The sequence below is a fragment of the Avibacterium sp. 21-595 genome (assembly GCF_023611905.1).
GTDB lineage: Bacteria > Pseudomonadota > Gammaproteobacteria > Enterobacterales > Pasteurellaceae > Avibacterium.
The window spans coordinates 1,735,257-1,752,316 of record NZ_CP091455.1 but is presented as its reverse complement, the minus strand read 5'-3'; the positions used below and the strand labels follow the sequence as shown (position 1 = coordinate 1,752,316).

The 17,060-nt window shown below is 39.2% G+C and carries 13 protein-coding genes and 1 tRNA gene; 10 read left to right on the top strand and 4 right to left on the bottom strand.

Annotation, left to right across the window (positions count from 1 at the left end):
* The first annotated feature begins 47 nt into the window (after positions 1-47).
* The 3 genes from hldE to L4F92_RS08060 all read left to right on the top strand — a co-directional run bounded on the left by hldE (position 48) and on the right by L4F92_RS08060 (position 3,006).
* Entirely contained in the window at positions 48-1,475 is a 1,428-nt protein-coding gene (gene hldE / locus L4F92_RS08070) for a bifunctional D-glycero-beta-D-manno-heptose-7-phosphate kinase/D-glycero-beta-D-manno-heptose 1-phosphate adenylyltransferase HldE (RefSeq protein ID WP_250363351.1), read from the top strand.
* Positions 1,476-1,697: 222 nt separating this feature from the next.
* The gene (locus tag L4F92_RS08065; RefSeq protein ID WP_250349796.1) at positions 1,698-2,036 is read left to right on the top strand and encodes a YegP family protein; all 339 of its coding nucleotides are present in this window, start codon (positions 1,698-1,700) and stop codon (positions 2,034-2,036) included.
* Between the two features lie 139 nt (positions 2,037-2,175).
* On the top strand, positions 2,176-3,006 hold the full coding sequence (locus tag L4F92_RS08060) for a DUF5718 family protein (RefSeq protein ID WP_250363350.1): 831 nt from the start codon (positions 2,176-2,178) through the stop codon (positions 3,004-3,006).
* A gap of 53 nt (positions 3,007-3,059) precedes the next feature.
* Here L4F92_RS08060 and birA read toward each other — a convergent pair whose 3' ends face one another.
* Positions 3,060-3,992 carry a bifunctional biotin--[acetyl-CoA-carboxylase] ligase/biotin operon repressor BirA gene (gene birA / locus L4F92_RS08055; protein ID WP_250363349.1) on the bottom strand — a complete coding sequence of 311 codons (933 nt, stop codon included), beginning with the start codon at positions 3,990-3,992 and terminating at the stop codon, positions 3,060-3,062.
* Positions 3,993-4,125: 133 nt separating this feature from the next.
* Here birA and guaB point away from each other — a divergent pair, with 133 nt between their 5' ends.
* The 3 genes from guaB (at position 4,126) to guaA (ending at position 8,197) form a co-directional block, all read left to right on the top strand.
* The gene (gene guaB, locus L4F92_RS08050) at positions 4,126-5,589 is read left to right on the top strand and encodes an IMP dehydrogenase (RefSeq protein ID WP_250349799.1); all 1,464 of its coding nucleotides are present in this window, start codon (positions 4,126-4,128) and stop codon (positions 5,587-5,589) included.
* A 112-nt stretch (positions 5,590-5,701) separates the two neighbouring features.
* Positions 5,702-6,592: a DMT family transporter gene (locus tag L4F92_RS08045; protein ID WP_250363348.1), complete on the top strand. Its 891-nt coding sequence runs from the start codon at positions 5,702-5,704 to the stop codon at positions 6,590-6,592.
* Positions 6,593-6,637: 45 nt separating this feature from the next.
* The gene (guaA, locus tag L4F92_RS08040) at positions 6,638-8,197 is read left to right on the top strand and encodes a glutamine-hydrolyzing GMP synthase (RefSeq protein WP_250363347.1); all 1,560 of its coding nucleotides are present in this window, start codon (positions 6,638-6,640) and stop codon (positions 8,195-8,197) included.
* A 290-nt stretch (positions 8,198-8,487) separates the two neighbouring features.
* On the opposite strand, the gene ettA is transcribed toward guaA, so the two are convergent.
* Entirely contained in the window at positions 8,488-10,158 is a 1,671-nt protein-coding gene (gene ettA / locus L4F92_RS08035) for an energy-dependent translational throttle protein EttA (RefSeq protein WP_250349802.1), read from the bottom strand.
* Positions 10,159-10,510: 352 nt separating this feature from the next.
* Between ettA and zevA the strand changes: the two genes are divergently transcribed.
* Together zevA and zevB are read left to right on the top strand one after the other, a co-directional pair.
* Positions 10,511-11,143: a zinc transporter binding subunit ZevA gene (zevA, locus tag L4F92_RS08030; protein ID WP_250349803.1), complete on the top strand. Its 633-nt coding sequence runs from the start codon at positions 10,511-10,513 to the stop codon at positions 11,141-11,143.
* Positions 11,134-12,162 (top strand): zinc transporter permease subunit ZevB, encoded by a 1,029-nt coding sequence (zevB, locus tag L4F92_RS08025; protein WP_250363346.1) that lies wholly within the window; start codon positions 11,134-11,136, stop codon positions 12,160-12,162. Before zevA ends, zevB begins: the two co-directional genes overlap by 10 nt.
* 66 nt (positions 12,163-12,228) lie before the next feature.
* On the opposite strand, the gene L4F92_RS08020 is transcribed toward zevB, so the two are convergent.
* Entirely contained in the window at positions 12,229-13,200 is a 972-nt protein-coding gene (locus tag L4F92_RS08020) for a calcium/sodium antiporter (RefSeq protein ID WP_250363345.1), read from the bottom strand.
* 162 nt (positions 13,201-13,362) lie between these two features.
* Positions 13,363-13,438, bottom strand: a tRNA-Asn gene (locus L4F92_RS08015).
* A gap of 390 nt (positions 13,439-13,828) precedes the next feature.
* Between L4F92_RS08015 and uvrB the strand changes: the two genes are divergently transcribed.
* Both uvrB and L4F92_RS08005 read left to right on the top strand, forming a co-directional pair.
* Positions 13,829-15,865, top strand: a complete 2,037-nt coding sequence (gene uvrB, locus L4F92_RS08010) for an excinuclease ABC subunit UvrB (RefSeq protein WP_250363344.1) — start codon at positions 13,829-13,831, stop codon at positions 15,863-15,865.
* Positions 15,866-15,882: 17 nt separating this feature from the next.
* Positions 15,883-17,058, top strand: coding sequence for a glycosyltransferase (locus tag L4F92_RS08005; RefSeq protein ID WP_250363343.1), 1,176 nt, complete (start codon positions 15,883-15,885; stop codon positions 17,056-17,058).
* The last annotated feature ends 2 nt before the right edge of the window (positions 17,059-17,060 follow it).

Sequence of the window (17,060 nt, the reverse complement as noted above, 5' to 3'; positions counted from 1 at the left end):
GTAAAATCTGCAAAAATTTGTCATTTAATGAAAAGAATGAGGTCAAAATGGCGCAATATTCTACTCAATTTCAACAAGCAAAAGTGCTTGTGCTTGGCGATGTGATGTTAGATCGCTATTGGTTTGGTGCAACGCATCGTATTTCTCCTGAAGCCCCTGTGCCAGTGGTGCGAGTGCAAGAAAATGAAGAGCGTGCTGGTGGTGCAGCCAATGTGGCGATGAATATTGCCTCCTTGAATGTTCCTGTTCAGCTACTTGGTTTAACAGGGCAAGATGAGGCAGGTATCGCACTCTCAACAATGTTAGAAAAGCAGGGCATTGATTGTAATTTTGTGCAATTAGCGAGCCATCCAACGATTACTAAACTCCGTGTACTTTCGCGTCATCAACAATTATTACGCCTTGATTTTGAAGAAGATTTCCACAATGTAAAAAGCGATTTATTGTTGGATAAATTACAAAGTGCGGTGCAAAATTTTGGCGCTTTAATCCTTTCTGATTATGGCAAAGGTACACTTAATGAAGTACAAAAAATGATTCAAATTGCCCGTCAAGCTAAGGTGCCAGTGTTAATTGATCCTAAAGGCACGAATTTTGAACGCTATCGTGGTGCAACTTTATTAACCCCAAATATGTCAGAATTTGAAGCGGTTGTCGGTCAATGCCATAGCGAAGATGAGATTGTGGAAAAAGGCTTAAAATTAATCCAAGATATTGAATTAAGTGCTTTGTTGGTTACCCGTTCAGAAAAAGGAATGACCTTACTCCGTCCTGAACAACCACCATTCCATTTGCCAACAGAAGCGAAGGAAGTGTTTGATGTGACTGGGGCGGGCGATACCGTAATCAGTGTTTTAGCAACGGCATTGGCAGATGGGCGTAGCTTTGAGGAGGCGTGTTATTTAGCTAATGTCGCGGCGGGTATTGTGGTTGGAAAATTGGGAACCTCTACGGTGTCTAACGTGGAACTAGAAAACGCCATTCACGGGCGTACCACCACAGGCTTTGGGGTAATGAATGAGCAACAGTTAAAAGAAGTGGTTTCTCAAGCTAAACAGCGCGGCGAAAAAATCGTGATGACTAACGGCGTGTTTGACATTATTCACCCCGGTCATATTTCTTATTTAGATAACGCCCGTAAGCTTGGTGATCGTTTGATTGTGGCAGTAAATAGCGATGCTTCAGTAAAACGCTTAAAGGGGGAAAGTCGCCCAATCAATCCATTAGAAGCCAGAATGGCTGTTCTCGCAGGACTTGCTGCGGTGGACTGGGTTGTTGAGTTCACTGAAGACACACCGCAACGTTTAATCAGTGAGGTGCTACCTGATCTATTAGTCAAAGGCGGTGATTACAAACCCGAAGAGATTGCGGGTGGCAAAGAAGTCATCGCCAACGGCGGTGAAGTAAAAGTGTTAAATTTTGAAAATGGTTTTTCCAGTAGTAATGTGATTAATAAAATTCGCTCGTTGAAGTAAGGCAACTAGATAGAATGGGAGAGGTATAGGGTAAAAAGTGATGATTTTTTAATTTGATAACCCTAGACCCTCGTTGGCATATTACATTTACCTTGGTTTCAGTTTTGGTAATATCACCTAATCGGGTGAATTAAGGTTTCTAATAAACGCATTGAAAAAACAGAAAAAAAGCTTATGATGAACGCGTGGAATATCCCACGACTTATTAAGAAGGAAAATATTATGGCATTAGGTTGGTATGAACTAAAACAAGCAAACGATGGTCAATTTATGTTTAATTTATATGCAGCAAATTCACAAATTATCTTGACCAGTGAATTGTACAAAACTAAAGCATCAGCATTAAATGGGATTGCTTCAGTACAGAAAAATGGTGCTGATGAAGCTAACTTTGAAATGAGAGTTGCTAAAAATGATAAGCCTTACTTTATATTAAAGGCAAAAAATCACCAAGAAATTGGGCGTAGCCAATATTATGCTTCACAAGAAGGGGCAAAAAATGGTGTAAAATCAGTGATGAACAACGCACCAACTACCCAAATTAAAGATTTAACTGCCTAATTTAAAAGATAAAAGCGAGAGTTTCTCGCTTTTCTTTTATTCCCATTATGGATGATTTAATCCCTTCAATTTCTTCTTGAAAATCCCTTCTAACCTTGTAGGATTTGAGAGAGATGATCAACATAAAAGGAGCAATAAAATGACAAAAAACGTTATCGGCCTTGGTGTCGCAGGCAATTTTGCGGGACATTTAGAGCAAGCGGGTGAGGCGAAGGATTTTGAGCAAGTAGAAACAGCAGAAAGGCATCAGCCGAAAGCGATTTTTCCTTTTTATGTACCAGCAGAGAATTTGGGGGAATATGACTTTTTAGCGGTAAATCCGTTAAGTGCCACGCATATCCGTTTTCCGCAAGCAGGCGCAGATAATTTGCAGATTGAGCCTGAAATTGCATTATTGTGCGATATTCAATATTCTAACGAAAAAGTAACCGCACTTTTACCTTACGCCTTTGCCGCTTATAACGATTGTTCGATCCGCCGTCCTAATGCCAATAAAATTTGTGAAAAGAAAAACTGGGGTGAGGAAACCAAAGGTTTAGCAGAAAAAACGATTCCGCTCACTTCTTTTACATTAGGCAGTGAAATTGATGATTACCGTATTGCTTGCTTTCATAAACGTCGTGGTGAGATGAATACTTATGGCGTGGATAGTCCAGCCTTGGGGTACAGTTATTTTCATCAGAGATTGCTAGATTGGATTGTGGAGCAAATGAATCATCAGCCTGATTTTGGACCAATGAATGATATTGCAGAATTCTTAAAGAACGCGAATTATCCAACCAAAGCCATTATCAGTATTGGTGCGACCCGCTATACAGAATTTGGCACAAGTCATTTTTTGCAGCCTGATGATGTGAGCATTGTGGTTGTGTATAACGGAAAGAAATATACATCGCAACAAATTGAACAAATGGCGGCGCAAGAACGTTTTGCGGAAGATATTTCAGCGCTAGTGCAAAGGGTAGTTTAATAAATTGACGCAATAAAGGGGAACGCTTCCCCTTAATTTGTTGCTTTCTATATTTATACTTTTCGGCGTAATGACACTTCACCGCCATTAAACCGCACTATGCCTTGTTTTGTTTCTAATAAAAGATAACCTTCGCGATCTATGCCTCGTTCAATACCGTGCTGGCTGCCATTTTCGCTGATCATACTCACCGGCTGGTTAAGAAAAGCGTCCCACTCTGCCCAGCGTGAATGGAAGAATGTCATTCCTTCTTGTTCAAACAGGTCAAGATAGTGGTAAAGTCGTTGTACCAAAGCAATGATGATTTCATCACGATCAAAGTGCGGTAGAATTTCCCTCAATTCTGCATAAGGTTGATTAATGTTTGCTTGTTTTGGTAAGGCTAGATTAATGCCAATACCAATAACCAAATTCAGTAAACCATTTTTACGATTGGCGATTTCAACAAGCACACCAGCCAGTTTACGCCCTTGTAATAACACATCATTTGGCCATTTTAACCCAACATTTTGCGCACCAAAGGTTTGTAAGGTTTCCGCAATGGCGATACCGATAACTAAACTTAGCCCATTAAGGGAAATATTCGGTGGAAATGTCCAATAGGCACTGAGGATGATCTGCCCAGCAAAAGGGGAAAGCCAATCGCGCCCCCTTCTTCCTCGCCCTGCATATTGATATTCTGCCAAGCAAAGCTGCCCTTTTTCTAGCTGTTCAAGCTGTTCTAGCAAGAATTGATTTGTGGAATGAATCACGGGTTTAACCACCACAGGATAAGGGGCAAGACGCTGCTTAATATGCTTGGCTGAAAGCAATGGCAATTCGGGTTTGAGCTGGATTTCATCACCATTCAATTCAAAGTGAATACCCAGTTCACTTAACGCTTGAATATGCGTATTCATTTCGCGTTCATCGCAATGTAAAAGTGCGGTCAAATTTTGGCGAGAATTTTTCTTACCATCGGCTAACAACGTTAAAAGCTTAAACATTTTCTTCCCTTATATCGAATTTTTTTAATTAAAAAAATATTTATAATTTGCCATTCCCAAATCAGCATAAACTCTGTATAATCTCGCCGCAATATTTTTTAACATTAACCTCATAAAAAGAGAGAATATTGCTATGCTACGCGTACTAAAAGAAGCCCTTACTTTTGATGATGTGCTACTTGTTCCCGCACATTCTACCGTATTACCAAATACTGCCGATTTATCCACTCAATTAACTAAAACCATTCGTTTAAATATACCTATGCTTTCAGCGGCAATGGATACCGTTACTGAAGCAAAACTTGCCATTTCTCTTGCGCAAGAAGGTGGTATTGGTTTTATTCATAAAAATATGAGCATTGAACGCCAAGCTGATCGTGTACGTAAAGTGAAAAAATTTGAAAGTGGCATTGTTTCTGAACCCGTTACGGTTTCACCAGATCTCACTTTAGCAGAATTGGCTGAATTAGTGAAAAAAAATGGCTTTGCGGGTTACCCTGTTGTAGATAGCAAAGGGAATTTAGTAGGAATTATTACTGGACGCGACACGCGTTTTGTTAACGATCTTAGCCAAACAGTAGAAAAAATGATGACGCCAAAAGAACGTCTTGTTACGGTAAAAGAAGGCACGGCTCGTACAGAAATTTTAGCATTAATGCACAACCATCGCGTAGAAAAAGTGCTTGTGGTGGATGATAGCTTTAAACTGAAAGGAATGATTACAGTCAAAGATTTCCAAAAAGCAGAACAAAAACCAAATGCTTGTAAAGATGAATTTGGTCGTTTGCGTGTAGGTGCGGCTGTTGGCGCCGGAGCGGGCAATGAAGAACGTATCGAAGCGCTTGTGCAAGCAGGGGTGGATGTATTATTAATTGATTCTTCTCACGGACATTCTGAAGGCGTGTTACAACGTGTACGTGAGACTCGTGCAAAATACCCAAATTTACCAATTATTGCGGGTAATGTTGCCACTGCAGAAGGTGCCATCGCCCTTGCTGATGCGGGGGCTAGTGCGGTTAAAATTGGTATTGGTCCGGGGTCAATTTGTACCACACGTATTGTTACTGGTGTGGGTGTGCCACAAATTACCGCCATTGCCGATGCGGCGGAAGCTCTAAAAGATCGTGGTATTCCGGTGATTGCGGATGGCGGTATTCGTTATTCTGGTGATATTGCCAAAGCGATTGCCGCTGGCGCGAGCTGTGTGATGGTTGGCTCAATGTTTGCGGGGACAGAAGAAGCACCGGGAGAAATTGAACTTTACCAAGGACGTGCATTTAAATCTTATCGTGGAATGGGTTCCTTAGGTGCGATGAGCAAAGGCTCATCAGATCGTTATTTCCAAAGTGATAATGCTGCAGATAAACTCGTACCAGAAGGCATTGAAGGGCGTATCCCATACAAAGGCTACCTAAAAGAAATTATCCACCAACAGATGGGCGGTTTACGTTCTTGTATGGGCTTAACAGGTTGTGCCACTATTGAAGATCTTCGCACCAAAGCCCAATTTGTGCGAATCAGCGGTGCGGGCATCAAAGAAAGCCACGTGCACGATGTTACCATTACTAAAGAAGCACCGAATTATAGAATGGGATAAAATGATTTGATTTTTATCTGTTTAAAATAGCGTAAAAAAGCGATGTTAATAATGGCAAATTATAGAGTTATCACCTTGATAGTTAATCAATTAATGATTAAGAGGGAAAATAATGCTAAATAACCGTTATTTCATCGCTTTTATCTATGTGCTTGCCATTGGTTTAGCATTCCCCATTATCCGCTATGTGAGTTTGTCTTTTCACATTCTAAATAATAATGCGGTTAGGCTACTTTCAGCGGGTGTGATATTTGTTGCAATCGTACTATGGAAATATCGCCAACAACTGGTACTCATTGCTCAGCAGCCGAAGTTAGTTGGCTATTTAATCTTAATTGCTGTGATTATGGTGCTTAATATTTATCTTTCTACGGAAGGAATAAAATACACGACAGCACTTACGGGAAGTATCTTTGGCATTATTATGATGCCTGTGGCAACAATAATGGCAGCAATATTCTATCAAGATGAGCGTAATCATTTAGCTTCACGGACTTTTTACATCGGTTCAATTATTGCACTTATTGGCTCATTTGCTTTCGTACTATTGGGGCAACATCAAGGCGAAAGCAGTAATTTAACGACAGGAATTATACTTCTCACAGGTTGGATTATTGTACAACCATTACAAAATCTTGTTGTAAAAAAAGCCGCACTTGTGCTTCACCCGATTGTTATCAGTGCCTCAACAGCAATACTATCAGGCATTATTTATCTTTGTTTAGCAATAGATGATGGCGTCATTATTCAATTAGCAGAAACCTCAGCCACGATGTTAATTATCTTAATCCTTGCCGGAATTTATTGCTTAATGGCAGGAATGTTTTTAGCATTCTATATTGTACAACAACAAGGATTAGTCTTTTTTAATATTCTGCAACTCTTAGTACCGATTTCAACAGCGATTATCAGTTTTATTTTACTTGGTGAAACCGTTAATATGACTCAAGTTATTGCAATGTTACTTGTGATGTCAGGCTGTTTTATCGCATTAAGAAAATAATTTTTTATTTACCCTAATAAGGGTGTAACACATTAAAGGTAAACAATGAACAACATTCACAACCATAAAATTTTAATCTTGGACTTTGGTTCACAATATACCCAGCTTATTGCACGCCGTGTACGAGAAATTGGCGTATATTGTGAACTTTGGGCGTGGGACGTAACGGAAGAACAAATCCGTGAATTTAACCCAACAGGCATTATTCTTTCAGGTGGACCTGAAAGCACGACGGAAGAAAACAGTCCGCGTGCGCCTGAATATGTGTTTAATGCGGGCGTGCCAGTATTAGGGATTTGCTACGGAATGCAAACAATGGCAATGCAGCTAGGTGGTTTAACTGAAACCTCTGAACACCGTGAATTTGGTTATGCTTCCGTTTCTTTACAAAATCCAACCGCACTTTTCACCGGTTTAGATGACGGTGATCATAAATTAGATGTTTGGATGAGTCACGGCGATAAAGTTACCCAATTACCACCGCACTTTCAAATTGCGGGTGTTACGCCAACTTGTCCTATTGCTGCAATGTCCGATGAAAATCGCCACTTCTATGGCGTGCAGTTCCACCCTGAAGTTACCCACACAAAAAGCGGCTTAGCCCTTTTAACTAATTTTGTGGTGAATATTTGTGGTTGTGAACGTAACTGGACGCCAGAAAATATCATTGAAGATGCGATCGCTCGTATCAAAGCGCAAGTTGGTAATGATGAAGTCATTTTAGGTTTGTCAGGCGGTGTGGATTCTTCCGTTACGGCTTTATTATTACACCGTGCTATCGGTAAAAATTTACATTGTGTCTTTGTAGATAATGGTTTGCTACGCCTTAATGAAGCAGAGCAAGTAATGGCAATGTTTGGTGATAAATTTGGCTTAAATATCATTCATGTGAATGCGGAAGATCGCTTTTTAAATGCATTAAAAGGCATTGATGATCCAGAAGCGAAACGCAAAATGATCGGTAAAGTGTTCGTTGATGTGTTTGATGATGAATCGAAAAAACTCAGTAGCGTAAAATGGCTAGCACAAGGCACGATTTACCCTGATGTGATTGAATCTGCCGCAAGTAAAACAGGCAAAGCACACGTGATTAAATCGCATCACAACGTAGGCGGATTGCCGGATTATATGAAACTTGGTTTGGTAGAGCCATTACGCGAATTATTTAAAGATGAAGTGCGAAAAATCGGATTAGCTCTCGGGCTACCTGCTGAAATGCTCAACCGCCATCCATTCCCCGGTCCGGGCTTAGGCGTGCGTGTGCTTGGGGAAGTGAAAAAAGAATACTGTGATTTACTCCGTCGTGCCGATGCTATCTTTATTGAGGAACTTTACAACTCGGGTTGGTATTATAAAGTTAGCCAAGCGTTCACGGTATTCTTACCGGTAAAATCTGTCGGTGTAATGGGCGATGGACGTAAATACGACTGGGTTGTCTCTCTTCGTGCCGTAGAAACCATTGATTTTATGACCGCACATTGGGCGCATTTGCCTTACGACCTACTCGGAAAAATTTCCAATCGTATCATTAATGAAGTTGATGGCATTTCCCGCGTAGTCTATGACGTCAGCGGAAAACCACCTGCGACGATTGAGTGGGAGTAGCAAGTTTTTAAGCTCAAAAGTAGGTATTGATCCTACTTTTGAGGGATAATTTAAATATATTTTTTCAAAGCTGGCATTGTAGTAAATTAGCGTAATTATTTGGATGTCTCTTGTAGAGTTTTTACAGAAAAGTAGACAGACTGACGTATTAAACTGGTTGCTATATATTTGGAGTCGGAAATTGGCGTGGTATCTACGATTTTCAAATTTTTCCATTGATTCAGGGCGTTGATTTTATATACCGTTTATAACAAAAAGGCGAAATCATCATTTCGCCTTTTTTAATGCCATTATTTTGCAATACGTTTGTATTTAATACGATGTGGTTGTAGTGCATCAGCACCGAAGGTTTTCTTTTTCCATTCTTCATAGTCGGAGAAGTTGCCCTCATAGAAAGTAACTTTGCCTTCATCGCCGTAATCCAGAATGTGGGTAGCGATACGGTCTAAGAACCAGCGGTCGTGGGAAATTACCATCGCACAGCCCGGAAATTCTAAGATCGCATTTTCTAAGGCACGTAAAGTTTCCACGTCAAGATCATTGGTTGGTTCGTCTAATAACAGCACGTTCCCCCCAGCTTGTAATAACTTGGCTAAATGTAAACGCCCACGTTCCCCACCAGACAGTTCACCAACACGTTTTTGTTGATCGACGCCTTTAAAATTAAAACGTCCAACATAAGCACGACTTGGGATTTCAAAGTTACCAATACGCAGAATATCTTGTCCGTGTGAGACTTCTTCCCATACTGTTTTACTATCGTCCATTTCATCACGGAATTGATCCACAGAAGAAAGCACCACGGTTTCACCAAGCGTAATATTTCCACTATCAGGTTGTTCTTGCCCAGAAAGCATACGGAAAAGGGTCGATTTTCCTGCACCGTTCGCCCCGATAATCCCAACAATCGCACCTTTTGGAATACTGAAAGATAAATCATCAATTAATGTGCGATCACCATAAGCTTTAGTTAAATTGCTCACTTCGATGACTTTATCCCCTAAACGTGGACCCGGTGGAATAAATAATTCGTTGGTTTCGTTGCGTTTTTGATATTCACCGCTGTTTAATTCTTCAAAGCGCGCCATACGAGCTTTGCTTTTTGCTTGGCGGCCTTTTGGATTTTGACGAACCCATTCTAACTCTTTTTCAATGGATTTTTGACGAGCAGATTCTGCCGCCGCTTCTTGGGCAAGGCGTTTTTCTTTTTGCTCTAACCACGAAGAATAGTTGCCTTCCCAAGGAATGCCTTCACCGCGGTCAAGCTCTAAGATCCAACCTGCGACATTGTCTAGGAAGTAACGGTCGTGGGTAATGGCAACCACAGTCCCTTCGTAATCGTGTAAGAAACGCTCTAACCAAGCGACTGATTCTGCATCTAAATGGTTGGTTGGCTCATCTAATAACAGCATATCTGGTTTTTCAAGCAATAAGCGGCAAAGCGCTACGCGACGGCGTTCCCCTCCTGAAAGATGCTCGATTTTGGCATCCCAATCCGGTAAACGTAACGCATCAGCGGCACGTTCAAGTTGGTTTTCTAGATTATGTCCATCGTGCGCTTGAATAATAGCTTCTAATTGTGCTTGTTCGGCGGCAAGTTTATCGAAGTCAGCATCAGGATCGGCATAAAGAGCATAAACTTCATCTAAACGTGTTAAGGCATTTTTTACATCGGCAACGGCTTCTTCCACGGCCTCGCGTACGGTTTGTTGTGGTTCTAGCTTAGGTTCTTGTGGGAGATAACCAATTTTAATTCCGGGTTGTGGACGTGCTTCCCCTTCAAATTCTTTATCTACGCCAGCCATAATGCGAAGCAGGGTGGATTTCCCTGCACCATTTAACCCTAGCACACCAATTTTGGCACCCGGGAAAAAACTTAAGGAAATATCTTTTAAAATATGACGTTTCGGCGGCACAACCTTACCGACACGATGCATAGTATAAACAAATTGTGATGACATAAATTGTTCTCTTAGCTGTAAAAAGTGCGGTTATTTTACTTGATGTTTTTGTTTTTGGCGAATTGAAAGCGAAAAAAAACCTCCCAAATGGGAGGTAGGAAAGTAGTTTAGCTATTTATTTTGATTATTTTATTTAGGAACTTTATGAATATCAAGCTGTCACTTGACGGTGTATATACTACAAAGAAATTGTGTATAAAGAAATGATCAACTTACATTTTTTTGATGTAAATCACATAAATACTGTTTTTTTATACTATTTAAGCAAGTGAATTTCCAGAGAGCATTTTGTTTCAAATGGGGTTTAGTGATAGGATTCGTTTTTTGAGAATAATTTTTATTAAGGTCAGTTATGTTAAGAAAGTGCTTAAGTGTGTTGGTGTTATTGCCTTTATCTTGTTTTGCCCATCCTCACGCTTTTATTGATATGCACAACAAAGTATTGGTAGAAGACGGAAGATTAGTGGGCTTTTCAATGCAGTGGGTGTTGGATGAAGCAAGTTCCGCCAGTATTATTTATGATTTAGCGCAATCCACTCAGCCGAGTGATAAGCAAAAGTTGATTGATGAGGCAATGAAAAATATTGTGAATGAGCATTATTTTAGCTATCTCTTTGATAAAAATAAGAACAAGATCAAATATAAAGCACAGGCACAGCATTATGGAATGAAATCAAATGGTACACAAGTGATGTACTATTTTGATTTTTTGTTGTCTAACCCCCAACTGCTAAAGGGAAATCAGTTTGAATTAGCAACATACGATCCCACTTATTTTGTGGCAATGACGTATCCAACACTTAATAACAAACAAAGTGCGGTGGATTTTTCACAACTTCCTGCGCAATGTTCGGGCAAAGTAGTTGAACCGAATGTGGATCAGAAGGTGCGCGAATATGCGGCTTCTTTAGATCGCAGTCAGCGTAATGAGGACAGTTCCCTTGGCGAAGTGTTTAGCCAAAAAGTGGAGATTGTATGCAATTAAACAAGCACACAAAAAGAGGGATTAAGTACCTCGCAATATTGCTGTTACTGGTGGGACTGGGGTTTTATGTCTTACCTTATTTGTTTGGTCAAACGATGAGTTGGCAGAAAGCGTTTAACCAAAGTATTTCTGGATATTTACACCAAATCAATCACTATCCCGTGCAAGCGGGGTTAAGCTTAATGCTGATAAGTTTTTTGTATGGGGTGCTACACGCCCTTGGTCCCGGACACGGTAAATTTGTGATTGCCAGTTATTTATCTACCCATCAATCTCAATTGAAAACCAGTGTTCAGCTCACCTTATTGTCTTCTTTAATGCAAGGCTTGGTGGCAGTGGTGGCAACATCTATTCTCGTGGCGGGGTTGCAATTGTCTTCCCATTATTTCAAATTGAGCCAGCTTTGGCTTGAACGTTCTGCGTTTATTTTGATGTTCTTATTGGGCATCTATTGGATTTATCAAAGTGCGGTGAAATTTTTGCACAAATTTCGTCAGAGTAAACGCACTGCTTCACTGGGGAAAATTCATTCTATTAAGCCTACCTCGGCAAAAAATAGACTGGAGAAACCTGTCCAGGTTGCACAAATCCATTGTGATCACGAAAAAGGTTGCAGCTGTGGGCATCAACATTTACCCAGTTCACAGCAATTAGATCACGCCACAAATTTTAAATCCCGCTTGCTTGTGATTTTAACGATTGGTATGCGACCTTGCTCAGGGGCGATTTTTATTCTTTTTCTTTCCTATATGCTCAATCTTTATAAGTGGGGAATCGCAGCCGCGATGGCAATGGCGGTTGGTACAGGAATGACGCTCTCTTTATTTGCGTTGATTGTGCAATACGCAAGGCAAACCGCGGTGAAGTTGGGGCGTTGGTATTTTAGTTCGGAAAATTCGCCTTATGCTGAGATTGTCGTGAAATTGATCGCAGGCGGCGTGGTGATTTTCTTTGCTACGGCACTTTTTTATGGCACAACCTTGCCTATGCGTGGTGGCGCGGTGCTATTTGGAGGATAATCTTTCCGGTGAAAAATAGGGGTGAAAGATCACCCCTTTTTTCTTTTGATTGTCTTATTATTCAAATCAAAGTGCGGTGTAAATAAGCAAAGAATTATACGCCACATAAGCGAGAAATAACATTAGCCCTTCAAGGCGGTTAATCTGCCCTGTTCGTCCTTTGAACCCATAACCAAATAAAAACAGTAAGCCCGTCAAGGCGATCATAACGAGCATATCTCGACTAAACACTTCGGGCGTTGCTTGAATTGGGGTAATAGCACCTGCAATCCCTACTACCGCAAGTGTGTTAAACAAGTTAGAACCAATAATATTGCCCACAGCGAGATCTAATTCATTTTTTCTTGCCGCCATAATAGAAGCTGCTAATTCAGGTAATGACGTACCGATGGCAACAATGGTTAAGCCGATAATTAAATCACTCACACCTAAATAAGTGGCGATATTTACTGCCCCCCATACTAATAATTGCGAACTGCCCATTAATAATGCCAATCCAATGACTAACCATAATAAGGCGGTTTTTAGCGGCATTTGTGATTTTTCTTTGAGTTCATCGGTAATGTCTTGCCCAAGGCTATCGCTTGAATGTTTTGTGCCTTGCCAAATTGTCCAGCCCATATAGAGCGTGAAAACTGCCAATAAAATCACGGCATCAAGACGAGAAATGGTGGCATCATAAATTAAACAAGCAGAAAGTAGGGTAACAAACATTAACACAGGCAATTCTTTTTTTAGCACTTGTGAATTGACGATAATTGGCTTAATAATGGCGGTGACACCTAAAATTAACGCAATATTGGTGATGTTTGAGCCATAAGCATTGCCCAGTGCAATCCCCGGGCTGTGGTTGAGGGCTGAAAGGGCAGAAACAATGATTTCAGGCGCAGAGGTGCCAAACCCAATAATAACAATGCCAATTAATAGGGGCGACATCCCTAAATAGCTGGCAAGAGAAGCAGCACCATCAATAAAACGATCTGCACTCCAGACTAAAATCACTAATCCGATAAGTATAGCGAGAAAAGATAAAAACATTTGCTTGTCCTATAAATGATGAAAAGTAACGGATATTATCATTCTTATGAAAGGTTAATTAGAAAAAATAAAAGCCCATAAGGAGGATATGGGCTTTAAGCTCTTTTGGAATTAAATAGCTTTTATAAAAGGAGACAAATAAAAACTGCCAAAAGAGAAAATTGGCTCCTCCTGCTGGACTTGAACCAGCGACATACGGATTAACAGTCCGCCGTTCTACCGACTGAACTAAGGAGGAATAATTCTGTATCACAAGGAATTGGTCGCAGATGATAATGATCTGTCTTTCCTTTGTCAACAGTGAAATTAAAAAAATGTTGAAAAATTATATTCTTTTTTTATATCCACAGTGCCTGTGGATAAGTCTGTGGGTTCTTATTTGAAAAAATCGCTGATCCCTTGAAAAAACTAGGTGTTTACTGATTAGCAATAAAATTGATTGCAAAATAACATTTCCTTATTTATCAATTGGTTAATAAAAATCTAGAAATTTTTTTAAAATTTTTTTTGATTTTGTGAGATTTCAATCTTGACAAATATAACTCTGTGTAAAACTTAATGTTTTGTTCAAGCCGAAAGGAAAAAATTATGCTAAAATTGACCGCACTTTTCTAATAGGGCGTTTTTTATGAGTAACAAAATTCACAGCAAACCGTTTATTCTGCATTCCGATTTTTCTCCCTCGGGCGATCAACCTCAGGCGATAGAAAAGCTGAGCGAAAATCTTAATGATGGTTTGGCTCATCAAACGCTACTTGGCGTAACGGGATCGGGTAAAACCTTTACCATTGCCAATGTCATTGCCAAACTTAATCGCCCTGCAATGTTGTTGGCTCCGAACAAAACCCTTGCAGCTCAGCTTTATGCCGAAATGAAGACGTTTTTCCCTGAAAATGCGGTGGAGTATTTTGTTTCTTATTACGATTATTATCAGCCAGAAGCCTATGTCCCAAGTAGTGATACGTTTATTGAAAAAGATGCGTCTATTAATGACCAAATTGAACAAATGCGTCTGTCTGCAACAAAATCCTTTTTAGAACGGCGTGATACCATTGTGGTTGCCTCCGTTTCTGCTATTTATGGTTTAGGTGATCCCGATAGCTATTTGAAGATGATGTTACATTTACAAACGGGCGCGATTATTAACCAGCGACAAATTTTAGCGAAATTAGCGGAGTTGCAATATACTCGCAATGATCAGGCATTTCAGCGCGGGACATTCAGAGTGCGGGGAGAAATTATTGATATTTTCCCAGCAGAATCTGATGATCAAGCGGTTCGTATTGAATTATTTGATGATGAAATTGAACGTTTAAGTTTATTTGATCCGCTCACTGGCGCCAATTTCGGTGCCGTGCCGCGTTACACCATTTATCCGAAAACCCACTATGTTACCCCGCGTGAACGGATTTTAGATGCCATTGAGCAAATCAAAGCGGAGCTGGCGCAGCGCCGAGAGTATTTCATCAAAGAAAATAAATTGCTAGAGGAACAACGTATTACCCAACGCACTCAGTTTGATATTGAAATGATGAACGAATTGGGTTATTGCTCAGGCATTGAAAATTATTCTCGCTATTTATCTGGGCGTAAAGAAGGTGAGCCGCCTCCGACGTTATTTGACTATATTCCCGCTGATGGCTTATTGATTATTGATGAATCTCACGTTACTGTGCCACAAATTGGCGGAATGTATCGTGGCGACCGTTCACGTAAAGAAACCTTGGTGGAATATGGCTTTCGATTGCCTTCCGCGTTGGATAATCGCCCATTACGTTTTGAAGAATTTGAACGCCTTGCTCCGCAAACCATTTATGTTTCAGCGACGCCCGGCCCTTACGAATTAGAAAAATCAGGTAGTGAGATTATCGATCAAGTCGTACGCCCAACGGGGTTACTCGATCCTGAAATTGAAATCCGCCCCGTAGCGATTCAAGTGGATGACTTACTTTCCGAGGCTCGCCAAAGAGCGGATAAAAATGAACGCGTTTTAGTTACTACACTCACTAAACGAATGGCAGAAGATCTGACCGATTATTTAGAAGAACACGGTGTGCGCGTGCGTTATTTGCATTCTGATATTGATACCGTAGAACGGGTAGAAATCATTCGAGATTTACGTTTAGGGGAATTTGATGTATTGGTCGGAATCAACTTATTACGTGAGGGCTTAGACATTCCCGAAGTGTCTTTAGTCGCAATTTTAGATGCAGATAAAGAAGGCTTTTTGCGTTCCGAACGATCATTGATCCAAACCATTGGACGTGCGGCACGAAATTTAAATGGTAAAGCCATTTTGTATGCTGATAGTATTACCAAATCAATGGACAAAGCCATTAACGAAACCAACCGCCGCCGTGAAAAACAAATGAAATACAATGAAGAACACGGCATTGTGCCACAAGCGTTGAATAAAAAAGTCGGCGAATTGCTTGATATTGGACAAAGTGCAACCAATAACAAAGCAAAAAGCAAGCAAAAACAAAAATCAGTGGCAGAACCTACCGCACTTTATCAACCAACCAGTACAAAAGAACTTCAGCAACAAATCAAAAAGCTGGAACAACAAATGTACAAACACGCCCAAAACTTGGAATTTGAAAAAGCCGCTACGGTACGTGATCAGTTGCATCAGTTAAGGGAAAGGTTTTTGGTAGAAGAATAATTCTAGGAGAATAAATTATGAAAATATTATTTTTGCATAAGTGGCTTATAGTTGGTGGTATTGAAAGAGTACTAGTTAATTATTTTAAGTTATTATATGATATAGATAACTTAGATATAGATAACTTAGATATAGATCTTCTAATTGCCTTTGAAAAAGAAAAATCTCCTTTTATAGAGGAAATACCTAATAATATAAATATTTCTTATATTTTTAATAAAGATAAAACACTGCAGATAGAACATAGTGAAAAATATAGAAAAAATAATTTATTACATAGAGTATTTTATAAGTTAAGAAAGCTTCAAGATAAAAGCTTTTGTAAAAGAACTTTATCAAATGTTATTTTGAATGGTAATTACGATGTGATTATTAATTTTAGCAATCACTTTGATCCTTATTTAGAATTTAAAAATATATCTGTTCCAATTATTAGATGGCAGCATTTGGCGTTAGATATTGGGAATGTAAATTTAAAAAAAGAAAAAAATATCTTAAAAAATTATACTAAAGTGGTTTCAATTTGTAATGAAATGACTGAGCAAATAAAAAGATATACAGGGTTAGAGGATGAAAAATTATTTACTTTATTTAATCCAATAGATTTTTCTACTATAATTGAAAAATCTTTAAGATCTATTCCAGATATTAAAAAACCTTATTTCATTCAAGTTGCAAGATTAGATAAGATAAAAAGACATAAGGATTTAATTAATATTTATGCAAAGTTAGTTGATTTAGGAATTGAAGAGAATCTTTATATAATAGGTGATGGAGAAGAATATTCTAATTTAATGAATCAAATAAAAAAATTAAATTTGGAAGATAGGTGTTTTTTATTAGGGGAAATAAAAAATCCATATCCATATATGAAAAATGCTAAATTGTTTTTACATGTATCAGAAAGAGAAGGATTACCTACGGTTCTTTTGGAAAGTTTAATTTTAAACGTTCCTGTTATTGCTATGAATTGTGAGACAGGAGTCAAAGAAATTCTCAATTATGGGAAATGCGGAAAACTCATAGAGTTTTTTAATCAAGAAAGTTTCATTGAAGAATGTTTTAAACTATCACAATGTAATAGTTCACTTGAAAAGTATAAAATTGAGATTCGAAAACATTTGTCTTTATTCTCAGAGGAAAATATTAAATATCGCTTTTTGACGTTATTAAAAAATTTATTGAGGAAATAAAT